The 20,868-nt window shown below is 55.2% G+C and carries 17 protein-coding genes; 11 read left to right on the top strand and 6 right to left on the bottom strand.

The features are described 5' to 3' along the window. Positions 1 to 73: 73 nt before the first annotated feature. Positions 74 to 1,078: an NADP-dependent oxidoreductase gene (locus ACXUPB_RS04640; protein ID WP_472955625.1), complete on the bottom strand. Its 1,005-nt coding sequence runs from the start codon at positions 1,076 to 1,078 to the stop codon at positions 74 to 76. Between the two features lie 259 nt (positions 1,079 to 1,337). After that, entirely contained in the window at positions 1,338 to 1,718 is a 381-nt protein-coding gene (locus tag ACXUPB_RS04645; RefSeq protein WP_176303323.1) for a septal ring lytic transglycosylase RlpA family protein, read from the bottom strand. Between the two features lie 326 nt (positions 1,719 to 2,044). On the opposite strand from ACXUPB_RS04645, the gene ACXUPB_RS04650 reads away from it, so the two are divergent. The 3 genes from ACXUPB_RS04650 to ACXUPB_RS04660 all read left to right on the top strand — a co-directional run bounded on the left by ACXUPB_RS04650 (position 2,045) and on the right by ACXUPB_RS04660 (position 5,188). Beyond that, positions 2,045 to 3,169 (top strand): hypothetical protein, encoded by a 1,125-nt coding sequence (locus ACXUPB_RS04650; RefSeq protein ID WP_472955627.1) that lies wholly within the window; start codon positions 2,045 to 2,047, stop codon positions 3,167 to 3,169. Positions 3,170 to 3,294: 125 nt separating this feature from the next. Continuing rightward, a complete protein-coding gene (locus tag ACXUPB_RS04655) occupies positions 3,295 to 3,786 on the top strand; it encodes an NUDIX hydrolase (RefSeq protein WP_472955629.1) in 492 nt (163 codons plus the stop codon). Between the two features lie 100 nt (positions 3,787 to 3,886). Then, positions 3,887 to 5,188, top strand: coding sequence for an IS1380 family transposase (locus ACXUPB_RS04660; RefSeq protein WP_179917458.1), 1,302 nt, complete (start codon positions 3,887 to 3,889; stop codon positions 5,186 to 5,188). Between the two features lie 161 nt (positions 5,189 to 5,349). On the opposite strand, the gene ACXUPB_RS04665 is transcribed toward ACXUPB_RS04660, so the two are convergent. Further along, the gene (locus tag ACXUPB_RS04665) at positions 5,350 to 6,228 is read right to left on the bottom strand and encodes a DMT family transporter (RefSeq protein WP_472955631.1); all 879 of its coding nucleotides are present in this window, start codon (positions 6,226 to 6,228) and stop codon (positions 5,350 to 5,352) included. A 101-nt stretch (positions 6,229 to 6,329) separates the two neighbouring features. On the opposite strand from ACXUPB_RS04665, the gene ACXUPB_RS04670 reads away from it, so the two are divergent. Further along, on the top strand, positions 6,330 to 7,193 hold the full coding sequence (locus ACXUPB_RS04670) for a LysR substrate-binding domain-containing protein (protein ID WP_472955633.1): 864 nt from the start codon (positions 6,330 to 6,332) through the stop codon (positions 7,191 to 7,193). A gap of 170 nt (positions 7,194 to 7,363) precedes the next feature. Next, on the top strand, positions 7,364 to 7,921 hold the full coding sequence (locus tag ACXUPB_RS04675) for a cytochrome b (protein ID WP_472955634.1): 558 nt from the start codon (positions 7,364 to 7,366) through the stop codon (positions 7,919 to 7,921). 2 nt (positions 7,922 to 7,923) lie between these two features. Here ACXUPB_RS04675 and ACXUPB_RS04680 read toward each other — a convergent pair whose 3' ends face one another. Together ACXUPB_RS04680 and ACXUPB_RS04685 are read right to left on the bottom strand one after the other, a co-directional pair. Next, positions 7,924 to 9,732, bottom strand: a complete 1,809-nt coding sequence (locus tag ACXUPB_RS04680) for a diguanylate cyclase (protein WP_472955636.1) — start codon at positions 9,730 to 9,732, stop codon at positions 7,924 to 7,926. Between the two features lie 108 nt (positions 9,733 to 9,840). Further along, complete coding sequence (locus ACXUPB_RS04685; RefSeq protein WP_472955639.1) at positions 9,841 to 10,707, bottom strand: LysR family transcriptional regulator ArgP; 867 nt, start codon at positions 10,705 to 10,707, stop codon at positions 9,841 to 9,843. A 194-nt stretch (positions 10,708 to 10,901) separates the two neighbouring features. On the opposite strand from ACXUPB_RS04685, the gene ACXUPB_RS04690 reads away from it, so the two are divergent. The 5 genes from ACXUPB_RS04690 to ACXUPB_RS04710 all read left to right on the top strand — a co-directional run bounded on the left by ACXUPB_RS04690 (position 10,902) and on the right by ACXUPB_RS04710 (position 17,670). Further along, a complete protein-coding gene (locus ACXUPB_RS04690; protein ID WP_472955641.1) occupies positions 10,902 to 12,197 on the top strand; it encodes an imelysin family protein in 1,296 nt (431 codons plus the stop codon). A gap of 107 nt (positions 12,198 to 12,304) precedes the next feature. Continuing rightward, the gene (locus ACXUPB_RS04695; RefSeq protein ID WP_472955644.1) at positions 12,305 to 13,738 is read left to right on the top strand and encodes a di-heme oxidoreductase family protein; all 1,434 of its coding nucleotides are present in this window, start codon (positions 12,305 to 12,307) and stop codon (positions 13,736 to 13,738) included. Positions 13,739 to 13,761: 23 nt separating this feature from the next. After that, a complete protein-coding gene (locus ACXUPB_RS04700) occupies positions 13,762 to 14,787 on the top strand; it encodes an imelysin family protein (RefSeq protein WP_179916811.1) in 1,026 nt (341 codons plus the stop codon). A gap of 3 nt (positions 14,788 to 14,790) precedes the next feature. Next, positions 14,791 to 15,879 (top strand): DUF1513 domain-containing protein, encoded by a 1,089-nt coding sequence (locus tag ACXUPB_RS04705; RefSeq protein ID WP_472955646.1) that lies wholly within the window; start codon positions 14,791 to 14,793, stop codon positions 15,877 to 15,879. Positions 15,880 to 16,017: 138 nt separating this feature from the next. After that, positions 16,018 to 17,670: a multidrug ABC transporter permease/ATP-binding protein gene (locus tag ACXUPB_RS04710; RefSeq protein WP_339935313.1), complete on the top strand. Its 1,653-nt coding sequence runs from the start codon at positions 16,018 to 16,020 to the stop codon at positions 17,668 to 17,670. A 6-nt stretch (positions 17,671 to 17,676) separates the two neighbouring features. Here ACXUPB_RS04710 and fhuF read toward each other — a convergent pair whose 3' ends face one another. Beyond that, positions 17,677 to 18,465 (bottom strand): siderophore-iron reductase FhuF, encoded by a 789-nt coding sequence (gene fhuF, locus ACXUPB_RS04715; protein WP_472955649.1) that lies wholly within the window; start codon positions 18,463 to 18,465, stop codon positions 17,677 to 17,679. A 219-nt stretch (positions 18,466 to 18,684) separates the two neighbouring features. Here fhuF and ACXUPB_RS04720 point away from each other — a divergent pair, with 219 nt between their 5' ends. After that, the gene (locus ACXUPB_RS04720; RefSeq protein ID WP_035564213.1) at positions 18,685 to 20,853 is read left to right on the top strand and encodes a TonB-dependent receptor; all 2,169 of its coding nucleotides are present in this window, start codon (positions 18,685 to 18,687) and stop codon (positions 20,851 to 20,853) included. Positions 20,854 to 20,868 lie beyond the last annotated feature (15 nt).

Consider the following 20,868-nt stretch of genomic DNA (forward strand, 5'->3'; position numbering starts at 1 on the left):
CCGCACTATCAACGTAGCGCGGCTTTCGGGGTGTGGGATAGGTAACTCCAGCAAGTTTAATCTAGCGCAACGATTAGCTGTCTAGTTTGACCAGCATCTTACCGGTATTACCGCCCTCAAACAGTGCCAAGAAAGCCTCTGGGGTGCTCTCTAAACCCTCTTTCACGGTTTCTTTATAAGCCAGTTTGCCAGCGGCGACTTGCGGGGCCACTTCGTTTAGGAAGTAGGGATAGCTCGACCAGTGATCTGCCACGATAAAACCCTGCATCTTGGCTTTTCGTATCACCAGTTGCGAAAGGTTGCTGGGGCCGGGAGTGGGCTCTGCGGCGTTGTAATCGTCGATCATACCGCACACCGCGATTCTGGCGCCTTCATTTAACTGGCTGAGGGCAGCTTCCAGGCAAATGCCACCCACATTTTCATAATACACATCAATACCGTTGGGGCTTGCGAGCTTAATGGCGTCGCTTAATTCATGCGCATTGCGATCACGATAGCTGACTGGTTCGACACCCAGTGATTCAAGCCAAGCGAGCTTATGAGCAGCACCCGCAATGCCCACGACATGGCAGCCTTTTGCTTTGGCTAACTGAACCGCCAACGAACCAACCGCACCGCTGGCCGCACTGACCAGCACGTTATCGCCCGGTTTGCATTCTGCAATCAAATTGAGGCCGGTCCAGGCGGTCATGCCGGGCATGCCTAACACACCCAGGTAAGCCTGTTCAGGAACATCAAGGTCGGGTAATGGCGTCACCCCTTGGGCAGGCAGTTGGGCAATATCACGCCAGCCGCCCATATGGCTGATACGATCGCCCACCTTGAGGTTTGCGTCATTGGATTCGATCACTTCACCAATGGCGCCGCCTTCCATGGGTTTGCCGAGTTCAAATGGGTCTACATATGTGCGAACGCCATTCATGCGGCCCCGCATATAAGGGTCTACAGAGAGCCAGCGATTACGAATTCGCACTTCGCCGTCGGCTAGCTCAGGCAGCGTCTGCGTCTCCAGTTTAAACAGAGCGCGATCGGGTAGGCCGCGGGGATAATCGGTGAGCGTATAAAACTGTGACTGCATAAATGCCTCCTGCGAATAAATGGCGCTTTGAGCTATCTGTTTCAGCTACGCGCGTTAAACTCCTTGCAGCATAGAGACCATTAGCTTGCTTGCAAGTTCGCCATGCATGAGAAAGCGGTAAGAGATAAAGCACCTCAAAAGAAACAGGGCGACCATTGCTGGTCGCCCTGTATTTATAGAGTGGCACTATTTTGACTGGTTTACTGTCGCATTAATTAGGCTAAGGGGTATCACACACCAACCAAGAATGTGTTATCCGTTAATCCAACAGCGTTACCATAACCGGTGCTGTACCGCGGCGTAGCATGCCAAGTTTCACTGCCGCGCGTTTGGATAAATCAATAATGCGCCCTTTAACGAAGGGGCCGCGGTCATTGATCAATACTTCTACCTCTTGCCCCGTGTCCGGGCGCGTCACCAACACCTTCGTGCCAAACGGCAAGCTAGGGTGGGCGGCTGTCAGTGCCTGCTGGTCAAAGGGCTCTCCACTCGCTGTGGTGGCTCCTTGAAAGCGGTCACTGTAAAAGGAGGCGACGCCTTCCTGTGTATCTGTTTCGTGTGCGAAAGCACTATTGGCAGCGCTACCAACTACTACCGCTGCCAAACAAATCGTTCGGATCAGTCGTTTTTGGGCTCCCATTAGGAGTACCTCAGTTTTGCGTATTACGGATCCCGCATTCTTTGATGAGGTGCCGAGTAGGCCTTGCGATAGTACCCTTGTCGTTGCGGGTCAGCAAGCTTTGAGAAGATCGACGCAATTAGGTTCAATTTCAAGATTTTTTAATCGTAATGTTCGTGCCCTTGCGTTTCAGTGACTTATCAACCCAAGGGTTAAGTTAGTAAAAAATCAGTTTTTTGCAATGCAGTATTTTTTATCAAACGCTCACTTGATTTCGTTAAGCATCTTATAATCACGTTTGCTTAATTTATTAATGATTGTCATTACAACTTAACAAGGGATCGTTCATGGCTAAATCAGCTTCGCTAGCGTTTATATTAGTGGCTTTTGGGGGCGCTGCCGTCGGCTTTTTCATCGCTCAGGCGTTGCCTCTAACCGAGGAGATGGCGGAGAAGGCGCCCACCGAAAACGCCGAAACGACTGATCAGCCAGCGGCCGCCGAGGCTATTGTGGGTTTGGAAAGGCTCGCGCTAGCGGAGCGCACACGCGGAGAAATAACCTCGGCGAGCGAACTGAACGGTAACGATGGCAGCCGCTTTATGCGCTATGCCATCGCCTTAGATGCGGATGAGATTGTCGAAATCTCTCTTGATGGTGCCTTGCAGGGCGTCGTGGCTCTTTACGATGACCAGCTCCAGTTGCTCGATAATGCGCCTGTGGTGCGCCATCGAGTCGAGGAGAGCGGTGACTATGTGGTGGTGGTGAGCGGTGCCGATGCTTATAGCTATGGCCCATTTACCATTGATAGCCGCAGCGTAGAGCTCACCGATGCTGACACGGTGACAATAGGCGAACCATTCGACAGCTGGTTGCAGGGCGATGCTGATGAAATAGCGTTGAACATAGAAGAGGCGGGTCTTTACCAGCTTGAAATGCGCTCTGATGATTTTGACGCCTATTTAGCCATAGAAGGACCCAACGGCTATACCCGTGCAGATGATGACAGCGCCGGTGATTTAGACGCTCGCATTGCCGATTTCTTTGAGCCCGGTGAATACACGCTGACCGCGCGCAGTGCTTATGACGATGGCAATGGTGTTTATACCCTTTTCGTGGCGCCTCACGAATTACCGGGCGATGGCGAGCTGCGCAACGATGGGTCACTCACTGCCGATGGATCGCTCAGTGGTTGGTACAGCGGTGAACCACTGATCTATCAGTTGGAGCTGGAAGAGAGCTCGTTGGTTACCATAGAAATGCGCTCCGCTGATTTCGATACATTGATTGAAATTAGTGGCCAAGGCGTTGCAGCCAGCGACGACGATGGCGCAGGGGGCACCGATTCCCGTCTTCAAGAGCAACTACTGCCTGGTATTTACACAGTAAGCGCAAGCGGTTTTAGCGCTACCGGTAGCGGTTTGTTCGAGTTAAATGTGGAAATGGAACCGACGGAAATTCCTCCTGAGCTGTAATTGCTACCTTACTTACCCCGGTAAATCTATTTAAACCAGCTAGGCTGAAGAGGCATTGCCAAAAGCACGCATTGTGTCTGCTTTAGCACTGTTTACTGCAATTCAATAATAGGCATGGATCGCTTATGAACCAACAAATCAAAACACACCGCTCAGCACGTTTAATGGTGGTTGACCCGCAAGGCCACCTACTGCTTTTTCGCTATCATGATGAGCATCAAGCGCCTTATTGGACCACCGTAGGCGGCGAATTGCTTGAAGGAGAGGATTACCCCAGCACGGCAATGCGCGAGCTGAAGGAAGAAACGGGGCTGACCTGCCCCATCGGCCCGCTATTGTGCGAACGAGATGACATATACGCCGTGGCAGGCTCTTCGCCAGCCCGCTGGCTTGAACGCTACTTTCTGGTGCGCTGCCCGCCAATGGCTGAAATTGCCACTGCCCAGTGGAGCGATGAAGAGCCTTCTACTGTTCATGCCAGACATTGGTGGACGCGGGAAGAGATGCGCGAGTCCGACCCCGCGCTTTTTAAACCCAGGTGGATACCTGAATTACTCGACGACATTCTATCTAGCGAGCCAGTGACTAAAGTAGCCGAGGTGAATCTGTTTAAGTAAGCCTAGCCCGGATTTCTCACAGGGTATAAAAGAAAGCGGCTGAAAGTGTTAACGTTTCAGGGCCTTACACCAAAAACCAACACCAACAGCCGCTTCCAAAATGGTACCTGAAAAGCTGACCTTCTCGCCACTCTCTCGCCGCCAAATTGAAGCCGACTTCTCCGGGGGCCACATTACGTCGGACGCCGGATTACTCCTGCTTCGTGAAGTCGATAAACAGCATCGCCTAACACGCCGCTTGGCCGCCGTGCTTCATGATCCCCGCTCACCGGAACAGGTTCGTCATAAGCTCGACACGTTGGTTCGTCAGCGGGTGTTCGGTGTCGCCGCTGGCTATGAAGATTTCAACGACCATGAGGCCCTGCGCTATGATCAGGCCCTTCAGACAGCGCTCGGTGAAGAGGATACGCTGGCAGGCAAGTCGACGCTGTGCCGGGTGGAGCAGAACGCCGATCGGCAAGCAATAGTGAAGGCCCATGAGTTGCTGTGGCATCACTTCATTGAACAGCATGACGAACCACCCAAGGAGATCGTGCTGGACTTTGATGGCACCGACATCCCCGTGCATGGCGAGCAACCCGGCAAGTTCTTTAACCGTTATTACGATCACCACTGCTACTTCCCACTGTATGTCTTCTGTGGGCGCCACTTACTGGTGAGCTATCTGCGCACCAGTGACCGCAGCGACAGCCGCCATAGCTGGGCGATCCTCGCCTTACTGGTACGCTTTATCCGTCAATACTGGCCCGATACGCGCATCGTGTTACGAGGTGATAGCCACTTTTGTCGTCCCCGGATGCTGAACTGGTGTGATCGGCATCACGTCGACTACATCGTGGGAATCGCAAAGAACAGCCGGCTGCTCAAGGAAGTGGACGTCCCCATGATGCTGGTGCGCAAGACCCAATGGCAGGTGGGAGGGAAAGTAGCGGGGACGTTCCGCTTCCAGTATCAAGCCCGCTCCTGGAAATACCCACGCTGGGTGGTGGCCCGCCTAGAAGAAGGTGAGTTAGGCTCTAATCCCCGGTTTATCATCAGCTCTCGTTACGATGACGGCTTCAAGCTTTACTACGAGCAGTACTGTGCCCGGGGTGACATGGAGAACCGGATCAAGGATCAACAACTGAGCCTGTTTGCTGACCGGACCTCCAGCACGCACTGGTGGGCCAATCAGTGGCGGCTGATCTTGTCGGGCTTCGCTTATACGCTGTTCGAGCGGTTACGGACTTACCTGAAGCACACGCCCTTCGCGCGCATGAGTCCAAGCAACCTGAGGCTCAAGCTCATCAAAGTAGGCGCGGTCATCCTCCGCAATACGCGCCGCATCCGGGTGTTGATGAGTGACAGCTACCCCTATAAAACGGCGCTATCCGATCTGGTCAGGCGGTTGGTGCCGAACTGACTGCTCGGGCGCCCCCGGCCCGACGCAATGGGGGAAAGGGGGAAGTGTGTCTGAAGGACGGAAAGTGGTTAAAAAGTAGCCGATGTAAGTCGAGCCAGTAGGTGTTTAGCGGTGTTACAGCCTGAGTGCGGTACTGGCTGAGGTACTATGAGAAATCCAGGCTAGCGGCCAGCTTTAAGGCAGCCAACCACCACCAGCACTGCCGCAGTGGGTAAGCGCCAGTCGAGCACACTCATGCCTGCTAGAACCAGTAGCAGGGCGGCCAAAATCGGCACGCCATACGCTAAGCTGCCCACTAGGCTGGCGTGCCCCCAGCGCAGTGCTTTATCCCATGCCACCATGGCCACGCCGTAAGGGCCTAATCCTAGCGCAATGCCTGCTAGTAACGCTTCCCCGCTGGGCAAAGGGAGTTGTCCTTCAAGTAGCAGGCTAGCGGCCACAGCAATAGCACAAGCGATCAGCAGCAGTCGTGGCAGTAGCGGTGTCAACGCCACTGGAGATGCCTGGCTGAGCCATGAATAGAGTGCCCAACAGCAGGCAGCCAGCAGCGCTAGTGCATAGCCAGTGGTGGCGCCCCCTAATCCGCCGCTGATGGCTTGAGGAACCAGCAGTAATGCTGCGCCTGAAAACGCAATCAGCGCACCGACAACGCCTGCGATGCGCAGACGGCCAAAGCGGCTCCACTGACTAAGCAGCACAAATAGCACGGGCCAGGTATAAGTAATCAGCGCCGCTTCAGCGGCGGGCGCTAGCCGCATACCAATAAAGTAAGTACTCACAGCACCAAAAATAAGCAACGGAATGCCCACCCAGACACTTAACTGCCAACCCGCGCCGCTGGCAGCAACATTAACGCGGCGGCTCAGCGGGAGCGTTGCCAGCGCCCCCGCAAGCAGTGTTACTGCGGTTAGCTGTAAAGGTGGCGTCGCCTTGGCAAACTCTGCCAGCAGCGGCGCTGCGCTCCAAAGCATCACAGCCACCAGTGCCGCACCAACACTGTACCAACGTGGAAAAAGGGCGGGAGAGTGGGCGCGATGCATCGGAGGTCTCCTTGATTTGAGCATGTGCCGAGCAGCATACTCATCATCAATGCATCACAATATCGATCTTCTATGATCATTTTCATCAAGAATGGTGATATATGCGCGCGCCTACCTTAGACCTAACCCTGCTGCGTACCCTGGTGGCAATTTCGGATACCGGCAGTGTGACCGCCGCCGCCAAACGCTTGGCTTACACGCAGTCTACGGTGAGTATGCAGTTGCAAAGGCTGGAGGCGCAGTTATCGCTAACACTGCACGAGCGGGAAGGGCGACGAATACGCTTTACGTCAGAAGGCGAGCGCCTACTTAACCATGCCCGGCGGCTGCTGACGCTTAATGATGAAGCATGGAGTGATATGCAGGCGCGCCAAGTTACCGGTGACCTCACGTTAGGCATACCGGAAGATTACGCCTCGCTGCTGCCCTCGGTGTTTGCTTACTTTAATCAGCTCTATCCGGCGGTGGGGCTCAAGGTGATCTGCGGTACCAGCGCCCATCTCGTAGAGCAGGTAAAAGCCAAAGAGCTTGATCTGGCACTGGTGACACGCCAACGCAACTCACCAGGGGGCGATGTAATCCGTCGAGAGCCTTTGCTGTGGGCCGTCGGAATGCACCAGCAGCCGCTGCTAAGCGATCCATTGCCATTAGCGCTTTATTCGCCGGGGGCTGACGTGTTTCGTGAAGTCGCCGAGCAGGCGCTGCAGTCGGCAGGGCGCAGTTGGCGTGTTGCCTATACCAGCCAATCAATGGCCGGGCTGGCGCCGATTGTGACCGCGGGGCTCGCGATAGTGGTGGTGACGCGCAGCATGCTGACGCCGGCGCTAAGGCCATTGGATGAGAGCAGTGGCCTGCCTGCGCTGCCAATGATTGAGCTGGCGCTTCACCGCGCACCCCACCGGCCCTCAGAGCCAGCGCGGCGCTTGGGTGAGTTAATACGTGAGCAATTAGCCGTGCCTGACTAGGCTATATAAACACCGACCGTAGCGATTCAACCGTTCCCAGCAGGTAGTAGAGGGTAGGCACTGGGCAAAAGTAACACTTAACGTTGAGGGCAGCGAAGTGCTTTAATCAGCGAAAGGGAACGTTACTGACTAGACTAAAAAGCAAATAAATTTGCTGTTAGGAGCACTGCATGCACGAACTGGATCATTATATCTACCCGCACCGGGTGCTGCACTGGCTAGTGGCGGGCGCCGTGTTACTCTCGTTGGCTAGCGGTTTAACGCTAGGCTTGCTGGGGTTTGAGCGCACCGTGGCGTTGGTAGGCAATACGCTCACGAACTTGCTTTATACCAGCCATAAAACGCTCGGCGTATTGATATTATTGCTGATGACGCTGCGCATTATTACCCGGCTGGCGTTTGTGGTCCCAGATCATGAACCACCTTTAAATGCGTTCGAGCGGATTGTTAGCTCCAGTGTGCACCATCTGCTCTATTTAGCGCTCATTATTATGCCTTTACTGGGTTGGGCCGCCACTGCTAGCGGCGGCTTTCCGGTAGAGTTTTTCCACTGGCATTTGCCCGGTTTACTTGCTGAGCGTGAGCAGCTCTCTGAACAACTTTTTATGTGGCATGGGCGGTTAGGTTGGATCATTTTAGGCTTAGTGGTACTACACGTTGCTGGCGCGATATTCCATTGGAAAATCAAGCGTGACAACGTTATGAAGCGCATGAGCCTGTTTGACTAGAATTAAGAACTCGCCGAGCCGTAGCGATAGTAAGCTGCGGCTTGGCTTGATTTAACTGCATACATATTGCTATCAGCTTCACTTAGCAAACTTTCAAGCGTGGCCTCATCTGCGCCGTGACAGGTGCTTACCCCAATACTGACGTTAACGCTGACTTGCTCACCGCCGGGAAGGTCGATCGGCGAACAGATGGCTTGGTCAATACGCGCCAGAATAGGCGCTAACGTATCGCCGGTTCCTATATTCTCCATGATAATAATGAACTCATCGCCTCCAAACCGGGCACAGTGATCATTGGTGCGCGCTAAGTGGACGATGCGTTTGGCTATTTTCTGTAAAACAAAGTCGCCTGCTTCATGACCATAATTATCATTAATAGGCTTAAAGCGATCCAGGTCGAGCATTAATAGTGCCAAACGATGGCCATGCTGACGATTACGCTGTAGCGCTCCTTCGGCAGAACGCATCAGTCCATGGCGATTCAGCAGGCTAGTGAGTACATCATGATTGGCCAAATGCTCCAATGCTTTGGTGCGGGCAGCGACTTTTCGTTCCAACAGGGTTTCCTGTTTCTGGAGTGCTGCCAACATCGTGCTTTGAGTTCTCTCTTTTTGCCGTTTAAGTTTATTGAAGCGCGATGCTAAGGCAAACGAGAGCAATAACATTTCCAGTGCTGAGCCAATTTGAAGGCCGTGCAGAGTAATAAAGTTGGCTGGAAGCAGACTCAGGTTACGCAGCGCAAAGACACCAGTACCTAGTAAAAATAGCGACCACGCAAATACAAACAGCCGCGCACTGGGTACGCGTTGCAAACTACAGTAGCTGCCACAGAGCAGGAGTAGTAAAGCTGCCATACAGCCCGTCACATCCATGAGGTGAAGCGCCGAGGGAATGGGCAATAACAGTGTGGCAATCACTGTCAACCAGCAGTAACTGCGAAAAGTACTCAATACGTTGTGCCAGCGGGGACAATAGGTCTTAGTGTTAAGAAAACTTTGCGAAAATAGCGTGGCCATGGTGGAAGCGAAGGTAAAACCGAGTGCCACTAGACGAGCCGTGTTGTCACCCAGAAAACTCCAAAACATCAGTGTACCGATGCCGTTAAAGGTCAGAATAGCGACAGCAAAGCCGCCGACAAAGAGCGAATAGTGAAGAAAAACCCGTTCCTTTAAGCCAAAAAATAGCAGTAAGTTATATAAACCCATTGCCAGCAGCATGCCGAAGTAGGTAGCCAGCCAAAAATTATAGCGATCGTTTTGGGTATAAAACGCCTCGGGCGTTATTAGCTTGTAGTTGAGCATTTTACTGCCTGAGGCAGCCACATGGGTATACAGCGTTACTCGCTCATGGGCAGCAAGCTCCAGTGAAAAAACCGCCTGACGATGGGCTAGGGCGCGCTGTTCAACCGGGACTGCACTACCGCTGCGCTGCGCCTCAATGCCCTGTTGGCGCAGTGTGTAAAGTGTGACGTAATCCAAGAATGGGTACTCAAACTGTACCATCCAGCGCTGAGTTTCCGGTGAGTCATTACGCACTTGTGTTCTCAGCCACACATCATGACGGGTATAGCCGAGGTTTAAATCCTCTTCGTGATGGGCGTGCTTAAAATCAGGCGGGTGAGAGAGGAAGTTTTCAAGCATGATTGACTGATCAGTTGCATGCCAAAGTTCGCTATAAGGGGCAAGCGAGTAGCTCGCCTGGTTTGGCGATGCGGATAAAAGAGTAGTTGCATGTGCCCAAGGTACCCAACATCCAGCCAACAGCAGCAATAGTCCGGTGTAAACATCCGCCGTTAAGCGTCGAAAATGCATATCACATCGCTTTTTTAGTTTTTAACCTGACCAATTTTCCTGTGTCGCGCGATAAGCATTTTTAGTTTAGTCGGGTTTGAAAAAAGTCACTGTTTAAAACTTGCGTACTTAATAAATGATATGACTCAAATGTTGCGTAAGGCGTTGAATCAACTCTCCACTATGGCGCCAAAAATGCCAATAGAGAGGCACCGATAAAGAGTGGCCTGGCGCCACGCTGACCAGCTGGCCACTTTGCATTAATTCACTCGTCTGCAATTGCGGCATCATGCCGTAACCGACCCCCGCGGCGGCTAAACGAACAAAGCCCTCCGATGAGGGGCAGAGGTGATAAGGGAAGCGACCTTGAAAACCAAACAGTGCCATAAACCGATGCTGCAACTGATCGTGGGGGCCGAAAACGATGGCTGGTGCACGCTGAAAGTTCTTTGTCGCCGGGCCATCTGGAAAATAGCGCTCAACGTAAGCAGGTGTCGCCAACGGGTGATAGCGCATTTCTCCCAGCGCAACGCAACGCGCACCTGCAATTGGTTGCGGTGTGGCGCATAGACAGGCCGCTACATCTCCATCGCGCAACCGCTTGAGTCCGACATCTTGATCTTCAATCACAAGGTCCAGTAACACGCCTTCTTGCTGACAAATAGTGGCGACAGCCTCGGCCCACCAGGTGACGAGGCTGTCGGCATTAATCGCAATACGAAGGCGTGGAGCCTGATCATCTAAGGTGGGTAGTGAGCCACGCAGGTCACGCTCTAATAGCTGTACCTGCTGGTAGTGGGTTAACAGCCGCTGGCCAGCAGGGGTTGGAGCTAAATGCGGGTGCCGAACCAACACTGGCTGGCCAAGGCGAATTTCTAGTGCTTTTATACGTTGGGATACGGCGGATTGCGACAGCTCCAATTCATCCCCCGCGCGCTCAAAGCCGCCGCACTCCACCACGGTCGCCAAGGCATGAAGCAGTTTGTAATCCAGCATGGTGGTTTTCCCAGGGCAGCAAAAAATGATGTAAAACAAAGAAGGGCAAATAAACACAGCAGCGCATTATTTTTGGGCTTCAAATGTAATTGAATCTCAAAAGTTAATGAATTACATTTAAAGCGAAATATCTACCCCTCGTATTGCCAGGATATGAGTAGCTTCTGTCACGCCTCAGCCTAAAGGATACTGTAATGCCTGCCATCATGCTCCGTCGCCCCCTTGCTGGCATCGTTGCGCTTAGCGCGCTGATGCCTTTCGCTTCAGTTGCTGCCGACACTGCTGCTGACGACACCGTTAGCGCTGACGCCGTGGTTAATCACTACGCCGATCTGGCTCATGCCAATTACGCCGATGCGCTCAACGCCGCCGAGGTGTTGAACGAGCGTATCGACGAATTGCTCGCCAATCCCACCGCCGAAACGCTGAGCGCAGCCAAGCAAGCCTGGCTGCAGGCGCGGGTACCTTATCAGCAGAGCGAAGTATTCCGTTTCGGTAATGCAGTGGTGGACGACTGGGAAGGGCAGCTCAACGCCTGGCCTCTGGACGAAGGCATGATCGATTATGTCGAGGGCGACGACTACCAGCATGAGCTGGGTAACGAAGGCGCCACTGCCAATATTATCGCCAATGAGCAAATTACCGTCGGCGGTGAAACTCTGGACGTCAGCGAGATTACCCCAGAATTACTCGCCGATCTGAACGAAGTCGGTGGTTCGGAAGCCAACGTCGCCAGCGGCTATCACGCCATCGAATTTCTGCTTTGGGGGCAGGATCTGCATGGCTTTGAGGCAGGCAGTGGCGAGCGCCCGGTAAGCGATTACCAAACTGGCGATGACTGCACCCATGGCCACTGCGATCGCCGCCGTAGCTATCTGGACGCGGTGTCCGACCTGCTCGTTGACGACCTTGAATGGATGGTGGCCCAGTGGGCGCCGGAAACCGAGGGTAACTATCGCCAGGAGCTGCTGGCGGAGAGTGATCAGGAAGGTCTGCGCCGTATGCTGTTCGGTATGGGCTCGCTGTCGCTGGGCGAGCTGGCAGGTGAGCGTTTAAAGGTCGCCCTTGAAGCCAACTCTTTTGAGGATGAGCACGACTGTTTCAGCGACAATACCCACAACTCTCATTACTACAACGGCCAGGGGATTCAGAATATCTACACCGGCAGCTATCAGCGTCTTGATGGCAGCGTGGTAGAAGGGCCTTCACTGGAGGATTTGCTGGCTCAGGAAGATAGTGAGCTGGCTGACACGCTAGGCAAACAGCTTGAGGCGACTATGGCGCGGCTTGATGCTATCAAGCAGGCGGCTGAAGCGGAAAGCTCGCCGATGGCCTTCGATATGATGATCGCGCCGGGTAACGCGCAGGGCAGTGAAATGATCAACGAAGCGATTCTTACCCTGGTGGCGCAAACAGGATCTATCGAACAGGCCGCAGGCGAGCTGGGCGTTACTTCCCTGCAACCTGATGACGCTGGTCACCGGTTCTAAAGCGAACTAGCGTCTACCATGAGCCGCCGATAGTGTTGCTATCGTGCGGCTCTGTTAGTTTTTGTCGAATGGCTCGTATTTAGTATCGTCCTTCTCAAGGTATCACCATGTACCGCTTACTCCGTGTCTCGCTAAGCAGATTATCTCAAGGCAGTCTGCTGCTGATCCTGCTGGCGGCGCCCTTGCAGGCAGCCGACTCACCTACCCAAGATCATCCCATCCAAACGACGCCCATGAGTGGCGGCGATGGCTCGGTGGAGCAGTTTGACCATAACGCCTATTCGCTGCCGTTGGGCAATATGTCGATGACCAAGCGGCTGGATTTCAGCGTTGGCAACAGCTTCTTTCGCAACCCCTGGGTAGCAGCACCCGCCAGCACCGAGGCCCGGGATGGCCTAGGCCCACTGCTCAATACCAATAGCTGCCAGGGCTGCCACCTTAAGGATGGTCGGGGACACCCACCCAGCGGCGACGAAAACCCCATCGCGCTGTTTCTGCGCCTCTCGTTACCCGCTAGCCAAGCGGATCCAGAGACACTGGAGCAGCGGGGCGCACTGCCGGTGCCTAACTATGGCCTGCAGCTACAAACCGCCGCTATTAGCGGCGCCAAGCCTGAGGCCACGCTGGTGATTGAGTATCGTCCCCGAGAAGTCAGTTATGCCGATGGCTCCAGTGTTACTCTGCAGGAGCCGCTCTATTCAATTGCCGAGCCCGCCTACGGAGCGCTGCCGGAGTCACTGCAAACCTCGCCACGGCTGGCACCGCCAATGATTGGCCTGGGCCTGCTAGAAGCGATTCCTGAAGCTGACCTTATCGCTGCCGCAGACCCCGATGATGCTGATAACGACGGGATTTCCGGCCGCTACAACCAGGTGTGGGATGTGCGCAGTGGCACCACGGTAATGGGGCGTTTTGGCTGGAAAGCCGGCGAGCCCAGCATTGAGCAGCAGGGCCTGCACGCCTTCGCTGGGGATATGGGGCTGACCTCCAGCCTGGTGCCACACACCGACTGCATGGAGAGCCAGGGGTGCGATGCTTTTCCTAACGGTGGCACGCCTGAAGTCAGCGATGACGTGGCCGACTTCGTGACCTTCTACGCCTCTAGCTTGGCGGTACCGATGCGCCGCGATATGGATGATCCCGCGGTGAAACAGGGCGCAGAGAGCTTTAACGCGCTGGGCTGCGCCAGCTGCCATACGCCGCGCCATCGCACTGCTACGGACGCTCCTCGCCCGGCGTTGGCGGGGCAGGAGATATGGCCTTATAGCGACCTGCTGCTTCACGATATGGGTGAGGCCTTGGCGGATCATCGCAGCGAGTTCCAGGCCGATGGCCGTGAATGGCGCACCCCGCCGCTATGGGGGATCGGCTTGGCGCAAACGGTTAATCCCCGGGCTGGCTTTCTCCATGATGGTCGCGCCCGCACCCTGGAAGAGGCGATACTTTGGCACGGTGGTGAGGCAGAAAGCGCTACCCAGGGCTATCGCGCATTGCCTGCCGAACAGCGCGCGGAACTTATCCGCTTTCTTGAGTCTCTGTAAATGATTGTTGTTAAGGAGTTGACGTGATCGCATCTCTTCGCCGCCTGAGTTTGCTGGCCTGTGCGCTACTCGCAACGCCGCTCTCTTTCGCGACAGACACCCCCACGCCGCGAGAAATGTGGCACGGCGCGGTGGAGCTTCAGTATGCCGAACTGAGTGTCGCTTCCGAGCGCCTGGAAGCCAGCGCCGCACGCTTTTGCCAAAGCCCAGGCGAGGCACTCAGGCTGCGGCTGGAAAATGACTGGCTGAGCGCCTATCAAGCTTGGCAGGCGGTGCGTTTTATTCAGTTCGGTCCGCTCGAGCAGAATAGCCGAGGCTGGCAGCTGCAGTTCTGGCCAGACCGTAAAAATCTGGTGGGCAGTAAGGTGCGCGGCTGGCTGGAGGCAGCCAAAGCCCCGGATGCTCAGGATATCGCCAGTGACAGCGTGGCGGTCCAAGGCTTTCCCGCCCTTGAATACTTGCTTTATGACGACGCCATGGACGCACAGGTCCTGAGCGCCCCTGGAGCCTGCTCGCTGATGCAGGCCATCACCACGCATCTTGCGGATACCACGAGCGCGCTGCATCGCGACTGGCAGGCCTTTGGCGAGCACTATCTTAATACTGCCGACTACACGGAGGCCACGCTGGCGAGCGCCATCCAAGCCCTCGAAATACTCGAAGATAAACGGCTCGGTGAGCCCATGGGCCTCAAAGGCGCACCTGCCAACGGCTACTTAGCCGAAACGTGGCGTAGCGGACAAACGGTTCGTTTGGTAGAGAGTAGCCTGGAAGGCCTGCGTACCGGCTTTTTGCCGGGCCTTACCGCGCTGTTGCGCGAGGCCGGTGCGCTGCCGCTTGCCGAGGCGTTTCGTGATCAGTTGGATAAGACACTCGTTCAGGCCAGCGAGCTGCCGCCGGGCTTGGTGCCTTCCCTTGAAGACGAAGAGGCGTTTCGTGGTCTGCAGTCGCTCTACCTCGACATCAGCCAGCTACGCCATCTGCTGGGTAACGAGATTGCTGGTGAGCTGGGGCTGGTGCGCGGCTTTAACTCTAGCGATGGGGATTGAACTATGCATAGACGACAGGTACTCAAAGTCGGGTTGGGCAGCTTCGCCATGGCACTGACCCCGCTGAGCTGGGCGCTGCCCGCACGAGAGGAAGCCGCTTGGTTGTTTAGCGCGGTGGATGACCCCAGCGGTGCGCATTGCATCGCCGGGGTAGCGCTGGATGGTCAGACCCGCTTTATGATCGAAGTGCCCGAGCGCTGCCACGGCGGCTGTTTACGGCCCGGTTCACGCCAAGCGGTATTGTTTGCACGCCGTCCTGGTACACGGATGCATGTGATCGATGGCGACAGCCGTCAGTTAGCTCACACCATTGCAGCCGGTGAGGGCCACCACTTCTATGGTCATGGCGTGTTCGATCTAAACGGACGCTACCTTTATGTCACCGCCAATCGTTTGGAGGATAGTGAGGGGCTCGTACGCGTTTACGATGCCGCCAACGACTACACCCATGTGCGCGATATGCCGCTGGACGGTATTGGCCCCCATGAGCTTAGGCTAATGCCAAATGGCGACACCCTGGTGATTGGCCTGGGGGGTATCCAGACGCACCCTGACTACGGTCGGGTAAAGCTTAACCTAGACACCATGGCACCGGCGCTGATTCTGCTGGATCGCCACAGCGGTGATGTCCTGGCCCGTCACAAACCTTCCCATCACCAGCTAAGCTGCCGTCATCTTGATGTGGCGGCGGACGGCACGGTGATCGCCGGTTATCAGTTCGAAGGCCCCGAGTGGGAAACCCACCCACTGATCTGCCGACTGGATGCCCAGGGACACTTTTCTGAACTGTCGCTGGCCGATGAAGTCACCGCCAGTCTGAAGCACTACACTGCCAGCGTGGCGTTTAGCCGTGTGTCTGGCAATGTTCTGGTGACTGCCCCTCGCGGAAACCGAGTGCTGCTGCTGGATGCCGCGCAAGGCAAACTTGTTGCCAGCTTCGCATTATCCGACGCCGCTGGCGCCCGGTGCGATGGCAACGGCGGCTTTCTGGTTTCCTCCGGCCAAGGCGGGCTCTACCGTGTTACGCCTGACTTAGCGATGCCCGAGCTTCTCGCCAGCCTGGAACTGCACTGGGATAACCATCTGACATGATTTTCAGAAAAGCGGCTTGGGATAGCATTCCGCACCAGTGACCGGTTGCCACATAATCCTCCAATGTTAATGACTCCTTCTTGGTGAGCGGCGCTGCTGTTAGACTTCAGCGCTCTTTACAGGAAGGCAAGGAGTCCCATGGAACTGCTGCGCTTAGTATTTCATCACTACCGCTGGCCTTTTTTAGGCGCTATTGCTTTGAGCCTATTGAGCGCTGGCTTAGGGGTCGGGGTGATTGCTTTTATCAACCAGCGGCTTATTGAGGTAGGCAGCATGGCGGCGCTGCCGCAATTTCTAGGCCTGCTGGCGGTGCTGCTGGCAGTCACGCTAAGTACGCAATTGGCGCTGACGGTACTGGGGCACCACTTTGTGTTTGACTTGCGCTCGCGACTGGTGAAGCGGATTCTCGACACCGATATTGAGCGCTTGGAGCAGCTGGGCAACGCCACCTTGCTTGCTAGCCTGTCCAGCGATGTGCGCAACATCACCATTGGTTTTGTGCGCCTTCCGGAGCTGATTCAGGGCGTGGTGCTTACACTTGCCTCGGTGGCCTATTTGGCCTGGCTCTCGCCGCAAATGGTGGTGATTACCGTGTTGTGGATCGCGTTCACCATGGGCGTGGGCTGGGTGCTGGTGTCGCGGGTGTATCGCCACTTTCGCCTGGTGCGTGAAAGTGAAGACAGCCTCTATAAAGATTTCCAGGCAGCCATTGAAGGGCGCAAAGAGCTGGCGCTGAACCGCGACCGTGCTCGGCGCTTTTATGATGAGCGTTATACCGCCAATGCCCGCGACTACCGTCACCACATTATCCGCGCTGATACCTACCACTTAAGCGCTAACAACTGGTCTAACATTATGATGTTGGGCGCCATCGGGGTGGTGTTTTTCCTCTCTAATGGGTTGGGCTGGGCGAGTACCACGGTGGCTTCCACCTTTGCATTGACGCTGCTGTTTCTGCGTACGCCGCTGATTCAGGCGGTGGGCGCTTGGCCAACGCTGATCAGTGCCCAAGTGGCCTTTGATAAATTGAGCAGTCTGGAGCTAGCCGAGTACCAGTCAAGCTTTGCCGTCGACGATACGCTGGCTGATTGGCAGCGTCTGGAGCTGGAGGAAGTCACTTATCACTACCCGGACACTGCCCAGGGCGAGGGCTTCCAGGTGGGGCCTCTCAATATGACCCTTGCGCGCGGTGAGCAGGTGTTTTTGATCGGCGGCAACGGCAGCGGTAAGTCGACCCTGGCAAGACTGCTCTCGGGGTTATACCGCCCCCAAAGCGGCACCATTAAGATTGATGGGCAGGTGGTCAATGCTGCTCAGTGGGAAGCGTTCCGTGCTCGCTTTGCCAGCGTGTTTACCGATTTCCATCAGTTTGATCAGACCATGGGCCCTGAAGGGCTACCTGCTGACCCGCAGGTCGTTGATACTTGGCTTGAGAGACTGCAGATGCAGCACAAACTGCAGTGGGAGGGTGATCGCGTTATCAACACGCAGCTCTCACAAGGGCAGCGTAAGCGCCTGGCACTTCTGCTGGCGATTGCCGAAAAGCGCGATATCTTGCTCCTCGACGAGTGGGCGGCGGATCAAGACCCGCAGTTCCGACGACTGTTCTACCGCGAGCTATTACCACACTTAAAAGCGATGGGTAAAACCGTGTTTGCCATCAGCCACGACGACAGCTACTTCGTCCACGCTGATCGGTTGCTGGAGATGTCGAAGGGGCAATTAAGCGAGCTGAAAGGCGAGCAGCGTGCGCGAGCAAGTGAAGATGCGGTGGCGCAAATAAATATCTAAACCGCTTTAACGGGCGGCCAGTTTGGCGCGTTTGCGCGCCTCCAGGTCGCAGCCCTCAAGTGGGCAGGTACCGCAGGTATCAAACTCATCCAGTAAATAGCGCAGGCAGCAGAGCTTGCGCACCCGCTTAACTTCCTCACTCCCCTTGGGCGTAAAGTAACGCACCGGCTGAAACAGCGGGTTGCGCTTGCCGTTGGGCAGGTTGCGCGCCTCCAGCAACGCCTTGGCGGCCTCAAACGCCTGCCTATTGGCAAGCGGGTGCTCGCCCAGCGCGTTGACGTAAAAATCCAGGTAGCCACCGGCATTGCTCCAGAACACCCGCTGTGCAGCGCCAGAGATAGCCGCTAATTGCTCAATCAACGGTGCCCAGTGCTGTTCAATCAGGGTGGCAAAACGCTCAAACGGATCTTGAGTGGTTATCGGCGTGCCTTCGTGGGGTAACCACAGCCGCGAGGTGGCGCCCTTGTCGTTAAAGATAACCTGCATGTCGTCCAGTCCCACCGGCAGGTCACGGTTAAGCAGTAGGTTGGCTGTCAGTGTGGGAACGGTTAGCGCACTTAAATGCCATTTCGACCAGATCGATACCACTGCCCGCTGGTCTCCGTCTGGATACTGTCCAGCGAAACGGGAGAGATCCTCTTTGAGCCAATCGGCATTCCGCCAATAGGCTGTTTTGAACGCTTCCAGCGGCGGCGTTCCACCTATTAACGGCGGCGTAAAGTTCGCCAACGGCCCGGTGTAGCAGGAAGCTAACGAAGGCTCGAACAGTTGTGGCTGACGCAGAGCAGAGGGCATCGCGGGGCTCCATCACAGGGCTTTAACACAAGGTTTTGACACAGCGCACTGAGGAAATAAGGCTGAGGTCATCATAAACGATAATGCATATCACTAAAATAGCTATATACGTTAAATGCATCGCTGTTATAAATTTAAATGATTATTCTTTAGTGTAAGATTCGCGTTCCCATTGCAATGATTATATTGCTGGCTGCTCTTATCTGAAGAGGATTCACCATGTCGCTACCTTGCCTCTCCTGGCGTACGCTCACGTTCGTATTGCTGGGATCGCTCCCTTTGCCCTGCACTGTCTGGGCGCAAGCATCTTCCAACGACAGTGCTTCGCTGGAGACCGTAACGGTGATCGGGGAGGCTGCAGCGAGGGGTGATACTCCGGCGCCTGCATTTGCCGGTGGCCAAGTGGCTGCCGGTGCCCGCGTTGGCACCTGGGGGCAGCGCAATGCGGCCGATGTGCCGTTCAATGTGATTGGGTTTACCGCTGAGCTGATTGAAAACCAGCAGGCTGAGACGCTGGCCGATGTGTTAATCAATGATGCATCGGTACAAAGCGGTTTTGGCTACGGCAACTACGCAGAGAAATTTCAGATCCGCGGTTTTGAACTCGATGGCGAAGACGTTGCTTACGGTGGACTGTATGGCGTTCTACCTCGCCAGGTAGTCGCGACCAATATTGCCGAGCGTGTGGAGCTATTTAAGGGCGCCAACGCCTTCGCTAATGGTGTTTCGCCCAGTGGCTCTGGCGTTGGTGGCGCTATCAACATTGAGCCTAAACGCGCTGCCGATGAACCCCTCAATCGGCTTACTACCGGAGTGACGGACAGCGGCTATGTCGAAAGTGGTATCGAGCTTGGTCGGCGTTTTGGTGATGAAAATCAGTTTGGCGTGCGCGCTAATGTCGTGCGGGGGCGTGGCGACACAGCGATTGACGGTGAAGAACGCCGTGCGACCTCCGCCGTGATTGGGCTTGACTATCGCGGTGAGCGCGGCCGCGCTTCGTTGGATATTGGACATCAAAGTCACACCGTGAACGGTGGCCGCTCAGTGGTTTACGCTGGGAGTATCACAGCAGTACCCGACGCACCTTCTGCTAGCACCAACTATACGCCAGAGTGGGCCAATACCGATCTAAACACCAACTTTGCGATGCTGCGCGGTGAGTATGATATCACCGACAGCTGGACAGCTTATGCGGCACTGGGTGGCAATGACACTCGTGAAAGCGGCGTTTACGCCTCGCCTACGGTCAATAATTCTCAAGGCGATGCTACTATTGGCCAGATGCGCGTACCTTATCGGGCTGAAAGCGTAGGCGGCCAGGCGGGGCTACGGGGCGTTTTTGATACAGGCATGGTCACTCATCAGTTGGATTTAGGCTATTCCAGCGTCTATCGCACCACGCGTTCGGCTTATGAGATGGTGCTGTTTACACCGAGCGATACCAACATTTATCAACCTGTCGATGTGCCGCTGCAAACGCCGGATTGGAGCGACGGCGATATGAGTAATCCTAACCTACGTAGCCGCACCCGTAACAACGGCGTATCGCTATCCGATACGCTCGGCTTCCTGGATGATCGACTGCTGTTTACCCTGGGCGCCCGCTATCAGGAAGTTGACGTCACTAACTATGACTATAAGGGTGATTTTGACAACAATTTCAGCGATACACGGCTTTCGCCTGTGTATGGCGTCGTCGTGAAACCGACCGACTCACTCTCGCTATACGCTAACCATATTGAAGCACTGCAGCCGGGTGATACGGCTCCTACCTCGGCGGTAAATGCTGGGCAGAGTATTGGTTTGGTCGAAGCTAAACAGAACGAGGTAGGTGCCAAACTCGATCTGGGTAACCTGGGTGGCAGCTTAAGCCTGTTTGAAATTGAGCAACCCAACGCCTTTATTAACACTGAAACCGGCGTTTATGACTATTACGGCGAACAGCGTAATCGTGGAGTGGAGGTAAGCGTTTACGGTGAACCGCTGGACGGCTTGCGCTTGCTAAGCAGTGCTATGTGGATAGATCCTGAACTGACGCGTACTGACGATGGCACTAACCAGGGTAACGATGCGATTGGGGTGCCCGGTTATCGGTTAGTCCTAGGCAGCGAGTGGGATATTCCACAAGCCCCGGGCTGGACGCTCAGTGGCCGTGCGGTGCGTAATGGCAGCCAGTATTTAGACGCTGCCAATCAGCTTGAAGTTGACGCCTGGACGCGCTGGGATCTCGGCGTACGTTATGCCATGCCGCTCAACGGCACTACGCTCACCTGGCGAGCTAATATCGAAAACCTTACCGATGAGAACTATTGGGCCTCGGCAACCGGTGGTTATTTGACTCAAGGTGAGCCGCGTACGGTCAAACTTTCGGCGGCACTGGACTTCTAAACGCTCTTTAAAACG

The organism is Vreelandella sp. DA03-1M (genome assembly GCF_055725665.1).